The sequence below is a fragment of the Aeromonas bivalvium genome, assembly GCF_000819765.1.
GTDB lineage: Bacteria > Pseudomonadota > Gammaproteobacteria > Enterobacterales > Aeromonadaceae > Aeromonas > Aeromonas bivalvium.
Genome location: NZ_CDBT01000048.1, coordinates 53,781 through 74,648 on the forward strand (window position 1 = coordinate 53,781; position 20,868 = coordinate 74,648).

Annotated in this window: 15 protein-coding genes; 14 read left to right on the forward strand and 1 reads right to left on the reverse strand. The window is 49.9% G+C overall.

Going from position 1 to position 20,868, the window contains the following annotated elements; translation table 11 throughout:
• Positions 1-304: 304 nt before the first annotated feature.
• From BN1119_RS14570 to BN1119_RS14630, 13 genes are all read left to right on the forward strand, one after another.
• Positions 305-895 carry a restriction endonuclease subunit S gene (locus tag BN1119_RS14570; RefSeq protein WP_244463746.1) on the forward strand — a complete coding sequence of 197 codons (591 nt, stop codon included), beginning with the start codon at positions 305-307 and terminating at the stop codon, positions 893-895.
• A gap of 50 nt (positions 896-945) precedes the next feature.
• Positions 946-2,469, forward strand: a complete 1,524-nt coding sequence (locus BN1119_RS14575; RefSeq protein WP_041999422.1) for a type I restriction-modification system subunit M — start codon at positions 946-948, stop codon at positions 2,467-2,469.
• A complete protein-coding gene (locus tag BN1119_RS14580; RefSeq protein WP_041999424.1) occupies positions 2,459-3,694 on the forward strand; it encodes a restriction endonuclease subunit S in 1,236 nt (411 codons plus the stop codon). The genes BN1119_RS14575 and BN1119_RS14580 overlap by 11 nt, the downstream gene beginning before the upstream one ends.
• 11 nt (positions 3,695-3,705) lie before the next feature.
• Positions 3,706-4,791 carry an SIR2 family protein gene (locus BN1119_RS20165; RefSeq protein WP_157438669.1) on the forward strand — a complete coding sequence of 362 codons (1,086 nt, stop codon included), beginning with the start codon at positions 3,706-3,708 and terminating at the stop codon, positions 4,789-4,791.
• A 1-nt stretch (position 4,792) separates the two neighbouring features.
• A complete protein-coding gene (locus tag BN1119_RS20170; protein ID WP_084205488.1) occupies positions 4,793-6,532 on the forward strand; it encodes an ATP-binding protein in 1,740 nt (579 codons plus the stop codon).
• A gap of 43 nt (positions 6,533-6,575) precedes the next feature.
• Complete coding sequence (locus BN1119_RS14590; RefSeq protein ID WP_041999430.1) at positions 6,576-9,857, forward strand: type I restriction endonuclease subunit R; 3,282 nt, start codon at positions 6,576-6,578, stop codon at positions 9,855-9,857.
• 4 nt (positions 9,858-9,861) lie between these two features.
• Entirely contained in the window at positions 9,862-10,653 is a 792-nt protein-coding gene (locus BN1119_RS14595) for a M48 family metallopeptidase (protein ID WP_041999433.1), read from the forward strand.
• Positions 10,654-11,094: 441 nt separating this feature from the next.
• Positions 11,095-11,967: a TnsA endonuclease N-terminal domain-containing protein gene (locus tag BN1119_RS14600; RefSeq protein ID WP_041999436.1), complete on the forward strand. Its 873-nt coding sequence runs from the start codon at positions 11,095-11,097 to the stop codon at positions 11,965-11,967.
• Between the two features lie 10 nt (positions 11,968-11,977).
• Positions 11,978-14,146 carry a transposase gene (locus tag BN1119_RS20175; protein WP_238156149.1) on the forward strand — a complete coding sequence of 723 codons (2,169 nt, stop codon included), beginning with the start codon at positions 11,978-11,980 and terminating at the stop codon, positions 14,144-14,146.
• Positions 14,143-15,591: an ATP-binding protein gene (locus tag BN1119_RS14615; RefSeq protein ID WP_041999445.1), complete on the forward strand. Its 1,449-nt coding sequence runs from the start codon at positions 14,143-14,145 to the stop codon at positions 15,589-15,591. The genes BN1119_RS20175 and BN1119_RS14615 overlap by 4 nt, the downstream gene beginning before the upstream one ends.
• The gene (locus BN1119_RS14620) at positions 15,588-16,547 is read left to right on the forward strand and encodes a TniQ family protein (RefSeq protein WP_024946122.1); all 960 of its coding nucleotides are present in this window, start codon (positions 15,588-15,590) and stop codon (positions 16,545-16,547) included. Before BN1119_RS14615 ends, BN1119_RS14620 begins: the two co-directional genes overlap by 4 nt.
• A gap of 4 nt (positions 16,548-16,551) precedes the next feature.
• Positions 16,552-18,168, forward strand: a complete 1,617-nt coding sequence (locus BN1119_RS14625; RefSeq protein WP_041999456.1) for a TnsD family Tn7-like transposition protein — start codon at positions 16,552-16,554, stop codon at positions 18,166-18,168.
• 54 nt (positions 18,169-18,222) lie between these two features.
• On the forward strand, positions 18,223-18,522 hold the full coding sequence (locus BN1119_RS14630; protein WP_024946124.1) for a hypothetical protein: 300 nt from the start codon (positions 18,223-18,225) through the stop codon (positions 18,520-18,522).
• A 250-nt stretch (positions 18,523-18,772) separates the two neighbouring features.
• Here BN1119_RS14630 and BN1119_RS20180 read toward each other — a convergent pair whose 3' ends face one another.
• On the reverse strand, positions 18,773-19,270 hold the full coding sequence (locus BN1119_RS20180; RefSeq protein ID WP_333563458.1) for an antitoxin Xre/MbcA/ParS toxin-binding domain-containing protein: 498 nt from the start codon (positions 19,268-19,270) through the stop codon (positions 18,773-18,775).
• Between the two features lie 197 nt (positions 19,271-19,467).
• Here BN1119_RS20180 and zorA point away from each other — a divergent pair.
• On the forward strand, positions 19,468-20,868 hold a 1,401-nt coding region (gene zorA, locus BN1119_RS14635; protein ID WP_041999459.1), incomplete at its 3' end, for an anti-phage ZorAB system protein ZorA.

Here is a 20,868-nt window from a genome sequence, read left to right on the forward strand (position 1 = left end):
GGCGCTGATCACGGACATTTAAGTTGGAAACCGTGACATTGAAGTTGGAAACCGACCATTCAAGTTGGAAACTCAAAGGCCCTGCAACAGCAGGGCCTTTTTATTTTGTGCGGTGAATATCTGTAATTAAATTACAAAAATGATCTCGGTTGGATCTTTCAGGCAGGCCAGGGTCTACCTCTTGTCAATGGCACACATAAAAGCATCATTCCAATTGATGCAAAAATAATGGGCGTTGATATTGACTCAGTAGCGTCAGATGCGACACACTGTAACTGCATCATTAACGATGAAGAGATTTTTTGTGAAGCTGAACCAAATTGCCACCATCAGTGCTGGGCACCCCTATCGCGGCAAGATCCCGGAGATCGATTCCGGCAGCATGGCCGTGGTGCAGATGAGAGATGCCTCGCCAGAAGGGGGGGTTGACTGGTCTGCCTGCCTTCGTTCTGAGCCTACCAGCAAGAAGGAGCCTGATTGGCTGCAAACCGGCGATATCCTGGTGGCGGCCCGTGGCAGCACTAACTATGCCGTGCTGGTCGATACCGGGCTTGCACCATTGTCCGCCGTAGCCGCCCCTCACTTCTATGTGGTGCGGTTGCATAGCGAGGCGCTCAGTCCCGAATTTCTGGCCTGGCAGCTCAATCAGTCCCCTTGCCAGCGCTACTTCGAGCTTCACGCCGAAGGCAGCGCGGCAAAAAGTATTCGCCGTCAGGTGTTGGAGGAGGCCCCTATCGGCATCCCGTCTCTTGAGAGACAAGCCGCCATCATGAAGCTGGTCCACAGCCTGCGTGAAGAACGAAACCTGATGCAACAACTGCAACGTAACGGCGAGCAGATGATGCAGGCCATCGCTGCCAGCCTGCTCGAACAATCCGATAAGCCTGCGAAATAGTTTCGCTGAGCAGCCCATTTTTCCAAGAAATACCCAAGGAATTGTGACTTATGACTACCTCGATAAACCAGGACGATATCAACAAGGCCCTCTGGTCTGCCTGCGATACCTTCCGGGGCACCATCAGTGCCGATACCTATAAAGATTTCGTGCTCACCATGCTGTTCCTGAAATACATCTCCGATGTCTGGCAGGATCACTACGATGGCTACAAGGCCGAATATGGCGATGAGCCGGAGCTCATTGAAGAGATGCTCAAAAACGAGCGTTTCGTGCTGCCCAAACAGGCCAGTTTCTACGCTCTTTATGAGCGTCGTCACGAGCCTGGCAACGGTGAGCGGATCGATCAGGCGCTGCACGCCATCGAAGAGGCCAACGGCACCAAGCTCAAAGACGCGGGCAAGAGCGTGTTTCAGGACATCAGCTTCAACACCGACCGCCTCGGCGAAGAGAAGCAGAAGAACACCATACTGCGCCACCTGATGGAAGACTTTGCCAAGGATGAGCTCAACCTCAAGCCGAGCCGGGTCGGCACTCTGGATGTGATCGGCAACGCCTATGAGTATCTCATCAAAAACTTCGCCGCCAGCGGCGGCCAGAAGGCTGGGGAGTTCTATACCCCGCCCGAAGTCTCAGATCTCATTGCCGAGTTGCTGGAGCCGATGCCGGGCGACACCATCTGCGATCCGGCCTGTGGCTCGGGATCACTCTTGATGAAGTGCGGCCGCAAGGTAGTAGCAAACCATGGCGAGAAGCACTACGCCCTCTACGGGCAGGAGGCCATCGGCTCTACCTGGTCGCTGGCCAAGATGAACATGTTCCTGCACGGGGAAGACAACCACAAGATCGAGTGGGGCGACACCATCCGCAATCCCAAGCTGCTCGATAAAAACGGCGATCTGATGCGCTTTGATATTGTGACCGCCAACCCGCCGTTTTCACTGGATAAATGGGGTCATGAGGAGGCGGGGAACGATAAGTTTGGTCGCTTCAAGCGCGGGCTGCCGCCCAAGACCAAGGGGGATTACGCCTTTATCCTCCATATGATTGAGACCCTCAAACCCAAGAGTGGTCGCATGGGGGTGGTGGTGCCCCACGGCGCGCTGTTCCGAGGTTCCAGCGAGGGGAAAATTCGCCAGCAGCTGATCGATGAAAACCTGCTAGATGCGGTGATCGGCCTGCCGGAGAAGCTCTTCTATGGCACCGGCATCCCCGCCGCCATCCTGATCTTTAAAAAGCAGAAGGTGGATGACAATGTGCTGTTTATCGACGCCAGCCGTGAGTTCAAGGCGGGTAAAAACCAGAACCTGCTAAGTGCGGACAATATCGCCAAAATTGTGGCCACCTACCGCAACGGCGGCAATGTCGATAAATATGCCTATCTCGCCTCGCTTAAAGAGATCAAGGATAACGACTACAATCTCAATATTCCCCGTTATGTGGATACCTTCGAGGAAGAAGAGGAGATCGATCTGCTGGCGGTGCGAGCCGAGCGCGAACAACTGAAAACCCAACTGGCCGAGCTGGAAATCGAGATGGCCAAGTATCTGGAGGAGTTGGGTTATGGTGCCTAATGGGTGGAAAAAAACACATCTCAAATGTGTTATTAGTGGCGCCATCAAAAACGGTTATTCGCCACTCCCAGCTTCAACTACTACGGGTTATTGGGTATTAAGCCTTGGTGCATTGACAGACCATGGAATCAATCCTTTAGAAATAAAGCCTGTGGTAGTTGATGAGAAGGTAAAACAAGCTTTACTTTCTGATGGTGATTTTTTGATTAGTCGTTCTAATACCCCAGACAAAGTAGGGCGCTCGATTAGATTCAAAAATGAAGTTCAAAACTGCTCTTACCCTGATCTTATGATGAGATTTTGTGTAGATACCAAAAAAGCAGATCCCAATTTTATTGAAATAAAATTAAAGTCAACAGAGGTAAGGCAGTATTATAAAAGCTGTGCCGCAGGCAGTAGTAGCTCAATGGTGAAAATAAATAAAGCGGTTGTTGAAAATACTCCGCTTCTGCTTCCCTCATTTCCTGAACAAAAGAAGATCGCCCAAGTCCTCTCCACTTGGGATAGGGCAATCAGCACTACCGAGCAACTGCTGGCCAATAGTCAGCAGCAGAAAAAGGCGCTGATGCAAAAACTGCTCACCGGCCAAAAACGCTTGCTGGATAACAATGGAGTGAGGTTTAGTGGGGAGTGGAAGTGGCTGAAGGTTTCCGACCTGCTGAAGGTGAGAAAAGAGAAACAAGTTCCAACAGAAGATGTGCCTTTATTCTCGCTGACCATTGAAGATGGCGTTACGCCAAAATCAGATCGCTATAATCGCGAGTTTTTGGTTAAAAACACTGACGAGAAGAAATATAAGTTAGTAAAGCCAAAAGATATCGTTTACAACCCAGCCAACTTGCGCTGGGGCGCCATTAACTTCAGCAGAATTGATCATTCTGTTGTTGTATCCCCCATCTACGAGGTTTTGTTTCTGAAGGATGAAAATAAAACTTCGCTTGAATTTATTGCGCAAAAACTTATGACGCCAGACCAAATCGGTAGATTCGCTGCAATGGTAGAGGGAACACTTGTAGAAAGGATGGCAGTAAAAATTGAACCATTCCTTGCAACGAAGTTGAGCGTTCCGACAACACTTGAAGAACAACAAGAAATTGCAACCGTGCTTTCCACCGCCGATCAGGAAATCTCTGCTTTGCAACAAAAGCTAGATTCCCTGAAGCAAGAGAAGAAAGCGCTGATGCAGCAGTTGTTGACGGGTAAGCGAAGAGTTTTAGTGAGCTAAGGGGGGTAAGCGTGGAGTTAACAAAGGACGTTGCATATCAAGCGATTACTGAGTTTTTTACAGACAAGCCGTTTGTATTATTTGGTACAGGAACATCATGTGCACTTGATTTGAATTTTGGGATGCCAGCCCTTGAGCGCCACCTTCGAGCTGAACTGGCCTTTGGAATGACCGAAGTACAAGCACAGCAATGGCAACAAGTTGTCTCTGTTCTTGATGCCGATACTCATGATTTTGAATCCGCAATGGACTTCATCAAAGATGAGGCTTTGACCAATCGAATAGTCGAACTTACTGCCAGCCTTGTTGCGAGCCACGACAACGCTTACGCTCATTCAATCATGTCTGGCTCATACGAATGGCCAGCTGGCTCGCTGTTGAAAAAGCTGGTTGAAGCTTTACCGCAGGCTGATAAACAACTTCATATTGCTACACCAAATTACGATTTACTGGCTGAATACTCCTTGGTTCGACACAAGATTCCCTACATTACCGGATTTCACGGTGGATTCCTTCGGCGCTACGACTGGAACGAAGCGAAAAAGTCAGTTCAATCTATTCAGAAAGGTCTTGGTAAGACAAGGCCACAATTAAGAATTGTTGAATGCAAGCATGTTCGACTACACAAACCCCACGGTTCACTGAATACATTTGAATGGGAAGCTCAGCTTATTGAGTGCAACAGCTGGATACTCAACAAACCTGAAGGTGTCTTGCGAGCCATGATCACTCCCGGTACGGCCAAGTACCAACGATTACATAAGGACAGAGCGCAGCTAGCTGAATACGACACAGCTGTCGGAAACCATACTAGCTTTCTATTTTTGGGATTTGGCTTTAATGATTCTCAGCTTGTTAACAACGCATTTAGGCAAAAGCTTGAGCAAGACCAGTGCCGTGCATTAGTAATTACTCGTGATTCGAATCCAAGAATTGAAGAGTGGCTACGTAAATGTCCGAATATGTGGCTTATCTGTAAACGGATTGACTCAGATAAAAGCAGAATCTACAACTCAAAGTTTGAAAACTGGCTACATGTAGATGACAAGGAGTTATGGCGTTTTGACGCTTTTACCAACGAATTTTTAGGAGGGTAATATGGCACTTTTTACTTTCAATGATGACAGCTACACACTTGGCAACATCCGTGAAGTTGACACCCGAAAAGTAACCATTCTGGTAAATAGTGACAAAGATCTACGTAAAGCCAGAGTTGGACAGCTTGTAACCGTGCAACTCAGCGGTGCATCTGAATGTTGGCTGATTGGCATGATTGATAAGGTCATTAAAGCGGTAGTCACTCAGCCGCTTACTCTGGAAGTGCCAGAAGATGATGCTGACGAGGTAGATGCTTTTGAGGATAGTGTAGTCAATACAGTTAAGATTACGTTGATGGGGGCAGCCCGCTGGGATGCAATTGTTCACAAATATAAGTTTTCACGATCTCTTGATCACGTCCCTGAAATAGACTCAACCTGTTACGTACTTAAAGATGCTCACCTAGAAGAGTTCATGCGTGTGATTTCTGAATGTGGCGATGGAGAGCACTCACTGGAACTGGGCTCTTATAAGCTTAATGAAAACGCACGCGCTTATGTTGATGGCAATAAGTTGTTCCAACGACATGCCGCTTTACTTGGCAGTACCGGATCAGGTAAATCATGGACGGTTGCTTCTATTCTGGAAAGAAGCTCACAGCTACCATCTTCAAACCTTGTTGTATTCGACCTGCATGGTGAGTACAAGAAACTTTCTTATGCTAAACAATTGAGAGTACCAGGGCCGGATGAAGTTGACGTAGATGATAACTCACTGCTCTTTCTGCCGTATTGGTTGCTCAATTCGGAAGAGATTCAATCATTATTTGTTGATCGCAGCGAATTCAGCGCACATAACCAAGTGGTGGTTGTGCAAGATGCAATTACAGAGCAAAAAAAGGCGTTCCTGAAAGCGAATGATCGAACCGATCTGTTGCAGTCTTTTACACTAGACAGCCCGATTCCATACTCCTTAAATGAAGTTATTGGGAAGCTTAAATATCTAAACGAAGAGAAGGTTGATGGTTCAAGAGGCCCTAAAAACGGCCCATTCAATGGCGAATTTTCTAGATTGTTAGTTCGAATGGCCAGCCGCTTGAATGACCGACGCTATGGATTTTTATTCAATAGCCCGGATAAATACAACCAATACGATTCGTTGAGTATGATTGCTGAAAAATTGATGGGTTTTGGCAATCAAAAGCAAAGTATTAAAGTAATCGACTTCTCAGAGGTTCCTGCTGACATACTGCCAGTTATCATTGGCCTGGTTGCTCGCATTATCTATCAAATTCAATTCTGGACTGATCCGAATAGTCGCAGACCAGTTGCTTTTGTCTGTGACGAAGCTCACCTATATCTGCCAAGAAAAGAAGGCAACCCAGTTGAACGTAGAGCGGTCGAAGCATTTGAGAAGATAGCTAAAGAAGGTCGCAAATATGGCGTTGCACTCATGATTGTGAGTCAACGACCTTCAGATGTAAGCGCCACCATTCTCAGCCAGTGTAACAACATCATTTCACTGCGTTTAACGAACGCGGATGACCAAGCAACGGTTAGAAAATTGCTGCCTGAAAGCCTGGAAAGCCTCTTAGAAGCATTACCCATCATGGATGTTGGGGAAGCCATGGTTGTAGGAGACTCGGTACTGCTGCCGAGTAGAATAAAAATTGATCCTCCTACTGAAAAGCCATTGAGTGCAACAATAGATTTCTGGTCTCGTTGGCAAGAAGACGTTACCAATGCCGATTTTGCATTGGCTGTAGAAAACATGCGCCGACAAAACAGAATAAAACCATAACCCGAAGCTGCATCTCGGGTATCGGGGGTTGAAGAGATAACGAATGACACGATACACACCTAAATTTCAGGAAGAATACAGTGCCAAGTTACCGGCGCTGACGTTATTGACCAATCTGGGGTGGTCGTTCCTCTCCCCTGCACTCGCGTTAGCAGCCCGTGGTGGTAAAGCTGATGAAGTGGTTTTACGCAATGTGCTGCGTGGTGAGCTTCAAAAGCGTACTTTCACCTTTGCCGGTAAAAGCTACCCGCTGTCTGAAAAGGCTATCGACAACCTGATTGCCGAGGTATGCAGCCCTGCACTAAACGAAGGTTTGTTGACTGCTAATGAGCGTCTGTACAACCATTTGCTGTATGGCATTTCGGTCACTGAGTTTGTCGATGGCAAAAAAGCCAGCCCGACGGTTGCGCTTATTGACTGGCAAAACCCGGCTAACAACAGCTTTGTGTTTACCGAAGAGTTTACCGTTACCCGCTCTGGTGGCGTGGAAAGTCGCAGGCCCGACATAGTGTGTTTTGTGAACGGTATTCCCCTGGTGGTGATCGAGGCCAAGCGCCCAGATGGCAATGCCAAGAAAGGGCCGACCATCAAGGAGGGGATCTCCCAGAGCCTGCGTAACCAGCGCCCGGACGAGATCCCGCTGCTGTTTGCCTACAGTCAGTTACTGCTCTCCATCAATGGCATCGAAGGGCGATATGGCACCTGTGGTACGCCAGAGAAGTTCTGGGCCGCCTGGCGTGAGGAGGACATCGGTGATGGCGAGATGACGGCCATCAAGAATCAGCCGCTCTCATCCGAGCAACTCTCAGCCCTGTTTAGCCACCGACCCGCCGCCGATCTGGACTGGTATCAGTCTCTGGTTGCGGCGGGCGAACTGGCCGTCAGTGGTCAGGATCGGCTGCTCATCAGCCTGCTCTCCCCGGATCGGCTGCTGGAGATGACCCGGCTGTTCACCCTGTTTGACAAGAAGGCGGGCAAGATAGTCGCCCGCTACCAGCAGGTGTTTGGCATCAAGCGGTTAATCGAGCGTATCAACCAGAAACGCCCAGATGGCGGGAGAGAAGGTGGGGTGATCTGGCACACCACTGGTTCGGGCAAGTCGTTCACCATGGTGTTCCTCAGCAAGGCGCTGATCCTGCACGACAGTTTGAAACAGTGTCGCCTGTTGGTGGTGACCGACCGGGTGGATCTGGAGAGCCAGCTCAGCAAGACCTTTGCCTCCAGCGGTGAACTCGCGGGCAAGAAAGATAAAGAAGCGGCCATGGCCACTTCGGGCAAGCGGTTGGCCGAGCAGATCGGTAAGGGCAGCGAGCGGATCATCTTCTCGCTTATTCAGAAGTTCAACTCAGCCACCAAGTTGCCTGAGTGCATCAACAAGAGCCCGGATCTCATCGTGTTGATCGATGAGGGCCACCGCAGCCAGGGGGGCGAGAACCATATCCGCATGAAGCAGGTGCTGCCCAATGCCGCCTTTGTCGCCTTTACCGGCACACCGCTGCTCAAGGATGACAAGACCACCAACAAGTTCGGTCCCATCGTCCATGCCTACACCATGCAGCGGGCGGTTGAGGACAAGACGGTGACGCCGCTGCTCTATGAGGAGCGCATCCCCGATCTGGAGGTCAACGAGCGGGCTATCGACAGCTGGTTTGAGCGTATCACCCTGGGGTTAAACGAGCAGCAGCAGGCCGATCTGAAACGCAAATTTGCCCGCAAGGGCGAGATCTACAGCGCGGAGGATCGCCTCAAGCTAATCGCATTCGACATCGCCAACCACTTTGCCACCAACATCGATGAGGGGCTTAAGGGCCAGCTGGCCTGCGATAGCAAGGCCTCGGCGGTGCTCTATAAAAAATACCTCGACGAGGCGGGGCTGTTCGAGTCGGCGGTAGTGATGAGTCCGCCCGATAGCCGTGAAGGCAACACCGAGGTCGATGAATCAACCGCACCGCTGGTTACCCAGTGGTGGAAGGAGAATGTTGGCACTCAGGATGAGCAGGTGTATTCCAAAGCGCTTATCGAACGCTTTGCTGATGAGAATGATCCCCTCAAGTTGCTGGTCGTGGTGGACAAGCTGTTGACCGGCTTCGATGAACCAAAGAACACAGTGCTCTATATCGACAAGCCACTCAAAGAGCACAACCTGATCCAGGCGATTGCACGGGTCAACCGGCTGCACCCAAAGAAGCAGTTCGGCCTGCTTATCGACTATCGCGGCATCTTATCCGAGCTGGATACCACCATCGGTAAGTATCAGGATCTCGCTTCCCGCACCCAGGGCGGCTATGACGTTGACGACCTCAAAGGCCTCTACAACCAGATGGGCACCGAGTACAAGCGGCTGCCACAGCTCTATCAGGCCCTGTGGGGTATCTTCGCCGGGGTAAAGAACAAGCAGGATATCGAGCAATTGCGCCAAGTGCTGGTGCCCAAGATGGAGGAACTGGACGGCGAACTGGTGGATGTGAACCTCAAGGTGCGCGAAGACTTCTACGAGGCGCTCACGGCGTTTGCCAGTTGCCTGAAAGTGGCGTTGCAGTCAGCTTCCTTCTTCGAGGACAGCGCCTTTAGCGAGGCGGATCGTCGCCACTACAAGGAGACTGTGAAACAGCTCTCCAGCCTGCGCCAACTGGTGCAGCAGGATGCAGGTGAGAAGATTGACTACGACGAATATGCCGAGCAGGTGAAGAAGCTGTTGGATAAGCATGTGGTCGGTGTAGAGGTCAAAGAGCCGGGTGGCTTCTATGAAGTCGGCAAGATGGGCCAAAAACAGCCAGAAGAGTGGAACGAGAACAAGACCCGTAACGAGACCGACATCATCAAGACTCGGGTCACCCGCATGATTGAGCAGGAGCTACGCGACGACCCTTACGCCCAGGAAGCCTTCTCCAAGCTGCTGCGCCAGGCCATCCTTGATGCCGAGAAGCTGTTCGAGCACCCGCTCAAGCAGTACATGCTGTTTCGTGAGTTCGAAGAGCAGGTGCATGAGCGCCGCCTGAGTGACATTCCTGACGCTTTTGCTGGGCATCGCCACGCTCAGGCCTACTTTGGGGTGTTCAAGAAGGTGCTGCCTGAGGTGTTCGCCATCACCGACAGCCAGGTACAGGAGAAGTGGATAAAGCTGGCCTTCGAGATCGATACGGTCGTGGATGCGTCGGTGGCCGAGCACTCCATCAACCCGCAGAACATCGAGGCGGGTATTCGCAAGCAGTTGCTGCCACGCATGTTCCAGGAGTGCAAAGCAATCGGCAGTGGTATGGAGCAGGCCAAGAAGATCGTCGAGATGGTGGTGCAGATCACCCGAGTCGGCTTGAGCGGAGTCTGATCAGATGAATGTGCCTATTCGGGTCAAGGGCGATGCTCAGCCCCAGGCTCCAGCTCCATCCTTTAGCTTTCGCTACGGCGATGAGCGGATCGCCTTCGAGCGGGTACAACGGAGACAGGCTAGCGGCAAGGTGCTTATCAAGGTGCATCCCGATTGCCGCGTCGTGGTCTCGGCCCCGCGTGAGGCGGCTGATGATGCGGTTATCGCAGCGGTCAAGCAGCGCGGACGCTGGATCTACCAGCAGTTACGCGATTTTCGTGAGCAGTTGGAACACGTCACCCCGCGCCAGTACATCAGCGGTGAGAGCCACTATTACCTAGGCAAACAGTACCTGCTCAAGGTGTTCGAAGCCCCTGATTCGGTGCAGGGGGTCAAAATGCTGCGTGGCAAACTGGAGGTGTCGGTCAGGAGCCTAGTCACTGATAGCGCAAAGAGAGCCGAGAAAGTCCAGGCACTGCTCGCTGACTGGTACAAGGCTCGTGCCAGGGAGGTGTTTGCCAGACGACTCAATGCCATGCTCGAGCAGGCCATCTGGGTCACCGAGCGTCCGCCACTGCGCATCCTGACCATGCAGACCCAGTGGGGCAGTTGTTCCCCCAATGGCCGGATCACGCTCAACCCGCATTTGGTCAAAGCGTCCCGCGAGTGTATCGATTACGTGATCCTGCACGAGCTCTGCCATATTGCCGAGCACAACCACAGCGAGCACTTTTACCGGCTGATGGGTCAGGTGATGCCCGGTTGGGAAAAGACCAAAGCGAAGCTGGATGGCATGGCTAACCGCTTGTTGACGTGAGTTATCAGCTCGTCAGTCACCCACAGCCCGGCAGGCCACCCTTGCCGAGCTGAATTTTTTGGTGTGGATGCATTGATTGCTCTTTGCATGGAGCCTTTTGTAGCCAAAAACGGACATTTTTTCTGAGCGGAATCATCAATCGCTTCAGAATAATGTTCTATATCCGCCACCCTCTTATGTCAAAAAAGGAATAAAAAACATTTACTTATTATTTATAAAAATAAATATTCGTGATTATGTATGCTTATGTGATTTTTTATAACTATATGTTTTTTAATATAAAAAATGAAATTTTGTTGAGTGTGGCATTTTTGCCATGATAGCGTCGATAGTTATTATTTATAAAAATAAATAAGTAAAAACAACGCCTTACGTGCACTATTGCGGTTGACGACCCCCTGCCCAGTTACTAGGTTGTATGCAGGTCAGGTAGGAGTAGTCATGCAGCAAAAAACGGTTCAGCAGCCCATCGTCACCGATGCGGAGATCGCAAAAACAGCACGGTATAACCGAGACATCAAAGCTTCGGGGTATCGCCCCTGGGTCACGGTGCGGCAGTCCCATACCTATGGTCAGGGGCAGATTGTGTATAGTCACAAAACGAGACGTGAGCATCATCTGCTGAGTCGTGGCGAGAGGGCACCATTTTTCTATTTCGAACGCGATCCAACTGTTATCGACATTCTCGAACAGTATCCGTTACCACTGCATCAAACTCTAGAAATTGCTGCCTCTCTGAACGTTGTCCATCCAGGTAATTATAAAGAACGAGGTAATCATGGTGGCCGCATCCCAGCCAAAACTATGACTCAGGATTTTGTCATTATTCGGCAAACGGAGGCAGGGAAGCATATATTGAGTCCATATAGCTTCAAATATTCTGATGCGCTGGATCCAGAAATAACATCCCCCCGTGTTGTTAATCGTACATTGGCAAAAGAGCGAATTTCCCTTGAGTATTGGCGTACTCAAAATATTGATCATGTGTTGATAACAGAGAAGAGTTTTGACGCCACCATTATTTACAATTTAGAGTTTCTACGAGAATGTTTTGATGAGGCTGAACTGATTCAGGTTTCGGCAGAATTTTATGCCAATGTTATTGTTCGGTTTAGGCACCACATGATAGCAACCCCTTTATCCACGCTGCTGATGTTAATTCATCAGGTAGCCTATGAACTTAATATTGATAAATTTCAGGTGCAGTGTTTGTTCCAGCACGCGGTTTATACCGGTCGTTTGAATATCGATTTGACACAACGAATCGAGTTATACCGTCCTCTGCCAGTAATACGGAGGTCTAATGCGGGTTAACCAAAAGATCGTGTCTGATACCAAAAATAGTTCCGAGTTGCTGATCATTGATATTTGCTGGGATACAATGCGGCTAGCTGTAACTGAATTGCTACTCGTTTCACCGAAACGGCCATTTACCTTGTCGCTTGACGAAGTTGAAAATGATATTTCTCAAGGGCGTAGACATATAGCAGATCATGATTTTCCAAAAATCATCTATGAAGCAGATAATAACTTAAATCCAAACTGGATAAAAAAACGTGATGAAGGACTTGCTGCGCTTGAACCCCTAATAAGCGATCACGAACTGAGGCATCGTTATCTATATGGTGACTCAAGCGGGATTTTGAAACTACTCATTGATCGTTCAGGAAAAAGTAAAAAGTATGTCACTGGTCAGTTGAATCGCTACTTCCGATGTGGTGGAATGCCCAATGCGCTATTACCTAATTATTTCGCATGTGGCAAAAATCACCAGTTGCCCACTACATACTTGGAGCTTGAAAAGGGGAAAGTTTGTCTTGCATCAAAACGAGGGCGCGAAACGCTTTATGGTAAATCTTACCGTGGTATTACCCAACAAGACATTAAGAATATAGTATTATTCTCCAAGAAAATCCGCTCAGGGACAGAAGTCCAGCTTTCTAGGTTGTATTTGGATTTTTGTATGGAGTATGCCTCGGCAGAGTTGCGCCCCATGGGAGCCCCGGACGAGGATATTGCTGAACCATTCAAAATGTTACTATCCAGAAATTATCTTATTTCTCCCAAATCATTCAAGCGCCAGCTTACTAAATATGTTGATCAGTTGACGTTTTTGAAAAAGCGGGTGGGCAGTATAAATTATTCTCGAGATTTCGCCGGCAAACCTGGGCTCGCCAGAGCGGGGCTACGAGGGCCGGCATCGCGCTACGAAATTGATAGTACTATTGCAGATATATATATTCGATATTCCTACAGCAAAGATGAACTAGTCAGTATAGGACGACCTGTAATCTATAGTGTTGTCGATAGTTTCAGTGGAATGATTGTGGGGCTTCATGTTGGTTTTGATAGTCCTTGTTGGCACGGTGCCAGTCAGGCATTGTTTAATGCTATGAGTAATAAGGTCGAATTTTGTAGACAGTATGGCTATGAAATAGATGAGTCTGATTGGCCCTGCCAAGAAGTTTGTCGTGAATTAACGTTAGACCGAGGTTCAGAGAATACTGATAGCAATATAACCTCCCTCCTTCGTGGTCAAATTGGTATCACTGTAGGAAATTTTAATGCATATCATCGTGGTGATATGAAAGGCACGGTTGAGAAGAGTTTTGATATTATTCAGTCTCTAGCGATCCCCTTTGACTCTGGCAAGGTTGTAAAATCTCCAAAAAAAGAAGACCAACATGCGTCCCGTAATTCTTTGTATACCTATGAACAGTTTATGGTTCGACTGATAAAATGTATCATATTTACCAATAATAATAGGGAGCGAGTCCTATCTCATAATTTTGAGATGTCGCGAGATGGTGTGCTTTTTACATCTCGCAGTGTTTGGGATTGGGGGCTGGAGCAGGCGATTCTGAAACCAAGAGTGTCAACAGATCGCCTGCGATATGCATTGTTGCCGGAAGCAGAGGCAACAGTTAGGTCTCAGGGAGTGTACTTCAAAGGCCTATATTATAATTGTAATGAAATCGTGCGTAGGGGCTATCTGGACCGAGCCAAAAATATTGGTCGTTTCAAAATAAAGGTTCGATACACCGATATCAGTACCAATCATATCTGGTATGGGGATGACGAAAGTGGAGAGCTCCTCCAACTGGATTTGACTGATCGTAGCGAAGCCTATAAAAACCAAATTTGGGCAAATGTCATGCGTCGCCAAGAGATTGTCAAAGAACAACTGGCTATTCTGGATGAAAGTAGATTTGATGCCCGTGCATTATTGGAAATGGATTTAAAGCAATGTGATGATGCTATTAGAGCAGAAAGTCGCCACCTTAAAAAATCCAACGCTAAAGGCATTCAGCCAGGGATGAAAACCCTCAAGCATGTTGAGGCTGTACAGCAGCGATATAATGAAATGCAAGCCATTTATGCCGATCTGTCTGGGGCCGACAACCGGGAGCAAGCCCATCGGCCCGCACCACAGCAATCCAAACAAAATTTGAATGATCCGACAGTAATATCCTTTCAGGAAGACGAACAATGAGCCAGCCAAATTATTATATGCATCCTAATCGACAGTATCGAGACAACCCATTCATTGAGGCGCTGGGTCAGCCGTTAACAATGCAACAGTTTTATGCAGTCAGCGAGTTTCCTTTTATTAACAATGTTGATTTGACTGGTGTTGATGCATCGCTTCATGGCTATTATATCCGCACTCAGATCGATCAGTTGAACGATGTTTATGCCGTTCAAGACGAGGCATTTCGATTATATGATGTCATGCGACGCATGATTGAAGCGGGATATGATAAACGCAATCCTCTGCGAACTGATATACGGCGAATACTGACGGCTATCGATAGAGATAAGACCAATCCCAATCAGGTTGCATATTTATCAGGGTTGGATCTCTATTCTGTGTTGCAGAGTTATTTGTTGGTTGGGCTGAGTGGTCGTGGAAAATCATTCATGGTAAGACGCATCCTGAAACTATTTGATCAAGTTATTGAACATCTCAATTATACCGACCACAAAGGGCAGGAACATACGCTTGATCAATCTCAGGTAACGTACCTGTATGTAGAAATTCACGAGCGTCGTGGTCAAAAAGCGCTGCTGTTAAATATGCTGGAGGCGCTGGATGAGGTGACCGGACAGGCATACACTTATGAACACCGTAATAGGTCTGTCAATGAGTTAATTACCATAGTGCGCAAACTCCTTATCGGTCATAGTGTTGGGTTGGTGGTCGTTGATGAGGCCCAAAATTTAGCCAAATCCTCCCGTAATGAAGTTTTAAGTATCAATGAAAAAACGTCGATAAAATTCGTCGAGGAATTGTTCAACCGAGTCGGTGTGCCGATCATGCTGGTAGGAACATTTGCAACGCTAGCATTATTTGAGCGTGAAACAACTATCGGTCGGCGAGTGACCAAAAATGGATCTATGTTATTGGCGAGTTGCGATTCTAATAGCTCATTTTGGAACCGCTTTATCCGCCTGCTATGCCAGACTCAATTACTAAAAAATCAATCAACATCGGTAGATATATTGTGTAGGCATATTCATTATCTGAGTGCGGGCATTCCGGCAATTGCCAGTAGCCTGGTTAGGGCCACGCTCGCCTATCTCACGTTCCTGGCACCTCAGGATCAAGATCTTTCGATAGCCGCGCTGGACTTAGTTTTTAATCGTGAATTTAGAGTGTTGACCCCGGCGTTAACTGCACTGAGAAAAGGTGATTACCACAAATTTGAGGATTTTGAGCCGATGCTGATGCTGGAGTCGGTGGCGAGTCATTCTGATGTCATGACACAGATAGCTCCGCCGCCCGCCATGAACCTGATTCAAGGGGAAGTCGAGCTGAGCGACAAACCCGTATCATCGCAGATTGAGGTACAGAAACGTAAAAAACTGGATCAGTTATCGCCGTCAGTATTGTTAGGACAACTCGGCTACAACCTAGATAAGGCGCAGCCGAAATGATCCTCCATCGTTTAGAGTTGCTGCCGGGCGAACATCTGGGAGCCGTGGCTGGTCGAATGCATGTGCTGAGCATCCATGGGACGTTCACCGCTACGGTAAAAGCGCTGGGTCTGGGTAGTCCACCTATTCGCCCCCAACGATTATCTCATGCCGATGACATGGCCCTCGATGCCATTTTTCGGGCGAAGGGGATAGCGCAGCCCTGGCAGACACATGGCTACGGCCATTATCTTACCCCGTTTTTAAGCCTGCCTGAGCAGGGTATGTTGATGTCTGCGTTGACGGGCCACACGCCGCTCCGGTTGAGGGTGACCGGTCAGAACAATGTACAGCATCGATACTGGCGTTGGTGTACAGACTGTATTGCCGAGGATCAGGATACTCAGGGCATGCCCTATTACCACCGCGACCATCAATTGCCAGGGGTGTTTCATTGCCATCGGCATCAACGTGGCCTATCCGGACGCTGTGTTGGCTGTGGTTTTGTAGCCATGGTGTTGTCGGCGCTGCCCATTCCTCCCTATGACAACCTCTGCCCGCACTGCGGCCACTGGATGGGGGGATACGATGGTCATTTTACCGAGCGGATGCGTGAAATCGAGTTGGCATCGCTGGCATTGGCCCAGTCGGGTTGCAGCCTCACTCTGTCAACGCTCACAGGTTATGTGAGAGAGGCTATGGGGATCTCGGGCGAGGCGATGCGCACGGTCAAGAGCATCAAAGCGATCAATGCGTGGTTTCAGCAGATGGACGCGCAGTGTGATCCCCTGGCGCTCACTGCGTATTTCACCAATTCAGAGGGGGACGGTCAGGGATGGCAATTACCTCCTCAGCTGCGTAATGCACGGGGCTACCATGAGCAGTCAGCCCGAGATCCGTTGCACCCCTTGGTCCACCTTCTCATGTTGCAGCATGCAGGCGTCGATCTGATGGGGCTCCTGAGGTCTGAGGGCTGACCTTGTGTTGGGCTCGGTAATCCCGGCGTACATCCCTGGTGAGTCGGCCTACAGTTGGGTCTCGCAGTATTTCGTGCAGTCGGCCTACAGTGACCGCAACCGCGTCTGTGACCGTTTGTTCCATCATCCGGCCATTCGTCTGCATCCGTCATTACCTGGTCATATTGAGGCAACGGCCCAGGCAGCGGGAGTGGATCCACAATACCTGCTGCACCATGGCACGGGTTTCCCGCTTTATGCCCTTACGTTGAGAGACAAGCTGCAAGTCGACACCCTGGCATCTGCGATGTTGGGTGAAGGGCAGGGGCTGATGGCCCTGTCAGGACAAGCGGCCAGCAAGCTGGCTTTTGGCGGTGTCTGCCTGAAATGGTGTCCCGCCTGCTTGCGAGAGGATGAACAGGACGTAGGATGTGGATATTGGCATACGGCGCATCAACTGTACGGGGTCACGGCCTGTACCAAGCATGCGCTGCGATTGCAAACTCTGGCGGCCAGTGCAGGAGGCATTGATCGGCAACTGCTTCTACCGGATCCCGAGATACCCTGTGAACCATCGCGTCCATATGAACAGGAAATAAACCTTTCTACATATATCACCGCTCTGCATCGGTATCTGTGCGTCCAGTCGCCAACGGAGTCGCTAGCGGAGCTGTACCAGCGATGGCTCGGGCAACAGGGCTATCTGACGGCCCGAGGCCATCTGCGTAGCCAGCCCCTGTTGCAGGCCATGACGGAGTTCTGGCAGGGGTTGTTTGCCGATATAACGCCAATAGTGCCGCCGGGGCTGGCCAACTATCGATACGTCTCGGGGCTGGTGCACGGTGACCGCAGTCACCACTACCTGAAACATGTGATGCTGATGGCGTTTGTCAGTCGCAGCCCAGCGGAGTTCTTCTCCATCGAGGTGCAGCAGGTGTTGCCTGTGCCGCCAGCGCGTGACGCGCAAGCCGTCGAGCGAGCAGTGCTAAGGTGGTTGGCAGAGCCGCTCTCCATGCGTCAGGTCGCCCGCCAGACCGGTTACAGTGTCGGTTATATCAAGCAACTCGCGTTGCGACACAACCACCCCGTCGAACACCGAGCCCAGCGCATCACTGCGGCGGTGGCGCGGGGAATATGGCGGCAGGCGTTCATGGGGGTAAGCCGACAGCAGATCGCCCATTACCATGGCGTCTCAGTCGGTGCGGTCGAAGCCATCATTCAGAGCCATCAGGGGTTGTCTGATTGGCGGCGGCATCTGGGCAGCGTGCGTAAGCTGCGTGAGCACCGAGATACATTGACGACATACCTGGCACAGCATGTCGATGCCAGTCGCGGTGGCATCGAACAGGCGTGCCGAACGGCATTCAGCTGGCTCTATCGGCATGATCGCTCCTGGCTGTATCAGCAGTTGCCCGCTCCCAAACAGTCTGTCTACCACCCCTCCGTGGATTGGGCACAACGTGACCGGGCACTGGTGGCCCAACTCGAACAGTTGGACGGGGAGGCAAGGTCACTGTCCGCGCTGGAGAGAGCGCTTGGCAGACCGGATTGGCTCAGGAAATACAAAGCTAGATTACCGCTCAGCTATGCGCTGGCTGTGCGACTTGTCGCTGCTTACGCAGCCCAGCATCCCAAACCCTGATGGCCACCGGTGATATCGGCACGGCTGTCAGGGGTCAACACGAGGAGTATTGCCATGAAAGTCGAAGCCATCTTCCCCACCACCCAAGTCGTCGATATTCTCTGCGATGTCTGTGGCAGCAGCACGACAACCACCATTGGTACGCAGGAGTTCGGCACGCTGGCTGCGCGCTGGGGGTATGGTTCGCAGCACGATGGTGAACGATATCAGGTACACCTATGTGAAGGCTGCTTTTTTGGGGCGCTGGCCAACCTGAGACAGGAGCATCGGTTGATGAATATGTTTTCGGATGATTATCAACCCGCAGACCCTGATCAATTTGGGAAAATTGAAGGCAATCGAGAGCTTATCTAACCACGATTTGAGTGGTTGTGTTGATCGGCTCATCAAGTGAGCCGATTGGTCGAGGTGATCGGCTCATCAAATGAGTCGATTGGTCGAGGTCATCGGCTCATCAAGTGAGTCGGTTGGTCGAGGTGATCGGCTCATCAAGTGAGCCGATTGGTCGAGGTGATCGGCTCATCAAATGAGCCGATTGGTCGGGGTGATCGGCTCACCAAATGAGCCTATTGTTGGTGCTTTATGGTCACGTATGAACTGTTAATCAACAGGGGATGCCATGCCTAATCCGGCCGACAAGATCGATAACTGCCTGCGCTCCCATAGGCGTAGTAATCACATCGGCCGGTTTTTCACCACCTAATCCCCACGCAGAGCGGGTGAGCCATCTCATCGTTTTAGCAGTATCTCCCCGGTGTAGGGATATGGCTGCGTCCACTGCTAAGGCTGCCCAGTAAACGCGATCTCCCTGAGCTGTCGATAAGCGATTGCCCCGTTTGATTTGGCGATTCAGTGTGTCTCGGCTAATGCCAATCATCTGGCAAATTGTTCGGGTATTAGACCCCAATAGCTTGCTCAGTTTGACGACGATCTCAGGAGATACACCAGACACTATGTGCTGATGGGCGGCTAGCCAGTTACGTGGTAGACCGAGCGACTCCAGAACAGATAGATTGCTGGTTGGGGGAGATTGCTCTACATGAGTCATCATGAGTCTGCGCCTCCGTCTGGGGGTTGTTGATGGCAGCCCAATGCGAATCATCACTCAGGAGTTCATTGGGTCATCATCTAGTTTGGGGTATTCGTGAGCGGGTGACCACAAGAACGATAAATATATTAAATCCTTTTAAATCAGTCTCTTAAGTTGTTTGTGTCGATTGGGCCCAATTGCATGATTTCGATTAAAAAAGTGTTCATTGGAATTGGTATACTGCATCACTTCAAAATCGGGAGTGATGCATGAATTTCACCTTGTTGTTCGACTGGCTTAAGCACCTTGAGCCCAGCTCTGTCCCTACCATCGTGTTCTGTCTGGTAGTTTTGTTTTCCGCATTTTTTTGTGTGTTTTATCTTGGGCCATCATTTTTGGTGGCGAACAAGTTAAAGCAGGCTAGCAAGGGATTAGAAATACAGCATGAACTACCTGCTTCTGAAAAGTTAGAACAGGCTACAGCCATGTTTGCTGAGCCCAAATATCGGGCCATGAATCATGCATGGAAAGAATACGCTGACACTCTGCACAGACAGAGTGAATTGGTTGAGGGAGAGAGTCGATTAGTTGCTGTGCGAGCAACCTCCCTATCTGCCACTTTCTTCTCAGTGCCTAGTATTGTAGAGACGCCTCTCCGCACCGAGGTTTTCAAACACCTGCCAGGTGTACTGACAGGGTTAGGTATCGTAGGCACCTTCCTGGGTTTGATGTCGGGTTTGATGCATTTTGATGTGTCGGATCCTGCCAAGGTTACCGAAAGTGTCTCTCGCTTGCTCAATGACGTGCTTTTTGCTTTTGTTGGGTCTTCGATCGCAATCTTTGCATCCATCGTAGTGACTGGATTGGAAAAATGGCGTTGGGGACGTTGCCTCCAGTTACTGGAAAAGTTGACCGAGTCCATTGATGAACTCTTCAAGGGTGGTGTGGGTGAGGAATATTTAGCTGACTTGGTTAAGGCCAGCAATGAAAGTGCAGTTAATGCACGACAACTGAAAGACAGCTTGGTCAGTGATCTACGCACCATGATGCAAAATCTGGTTGATACCCAGGTTCAGGAAAATCTCAAACTGGCCAATACCCTCTCAACCTCTTATCAAGAGGTTGGCACATCTTTGGCTACCCAGATCGGTCGCTCCATCGAAGATAGTCTTAAAGATCCCTTGGAAAAAATTGCTGGTTCAGTGAAGCAGGCAAGTGGCGATCAGTCAGGCCAAGTTCAGCATCTATTGACGGATGTACTGAGTGCCTTCATGAGCAAACTAGATGCATCTTTCGGTCAACAGTTCAGCGGTTTGCATGAAATGCTCGGTCAGTCAGTAACTGCAATGCAGTCCATGCAGCAAGGCTTTGTGGCATTGGTGGACGATATGCGGCGAGCTGGCGAGTCCTCTTCTCAGCAAAGTGCCACAGTCATCGCGCAACTGCTTACAGACATGCAGGCTGGTCAAGCCAGTATGCAGAATGGCATGAACGAGATGTTGTCAAAAATGCAGGCGGCGGTAGAGCGAATGGGAAGCTCGGGCGAGGATGCCAGTGAACGCATAGCTCACCAATTGGAGAGATTGTTTGCCGAGAGTGAGGCCCGTCAGCAACAGATAGCCGAACACCTGAATAGCTTTATTGAACAGAGTGGATTTGACCCCATAGGT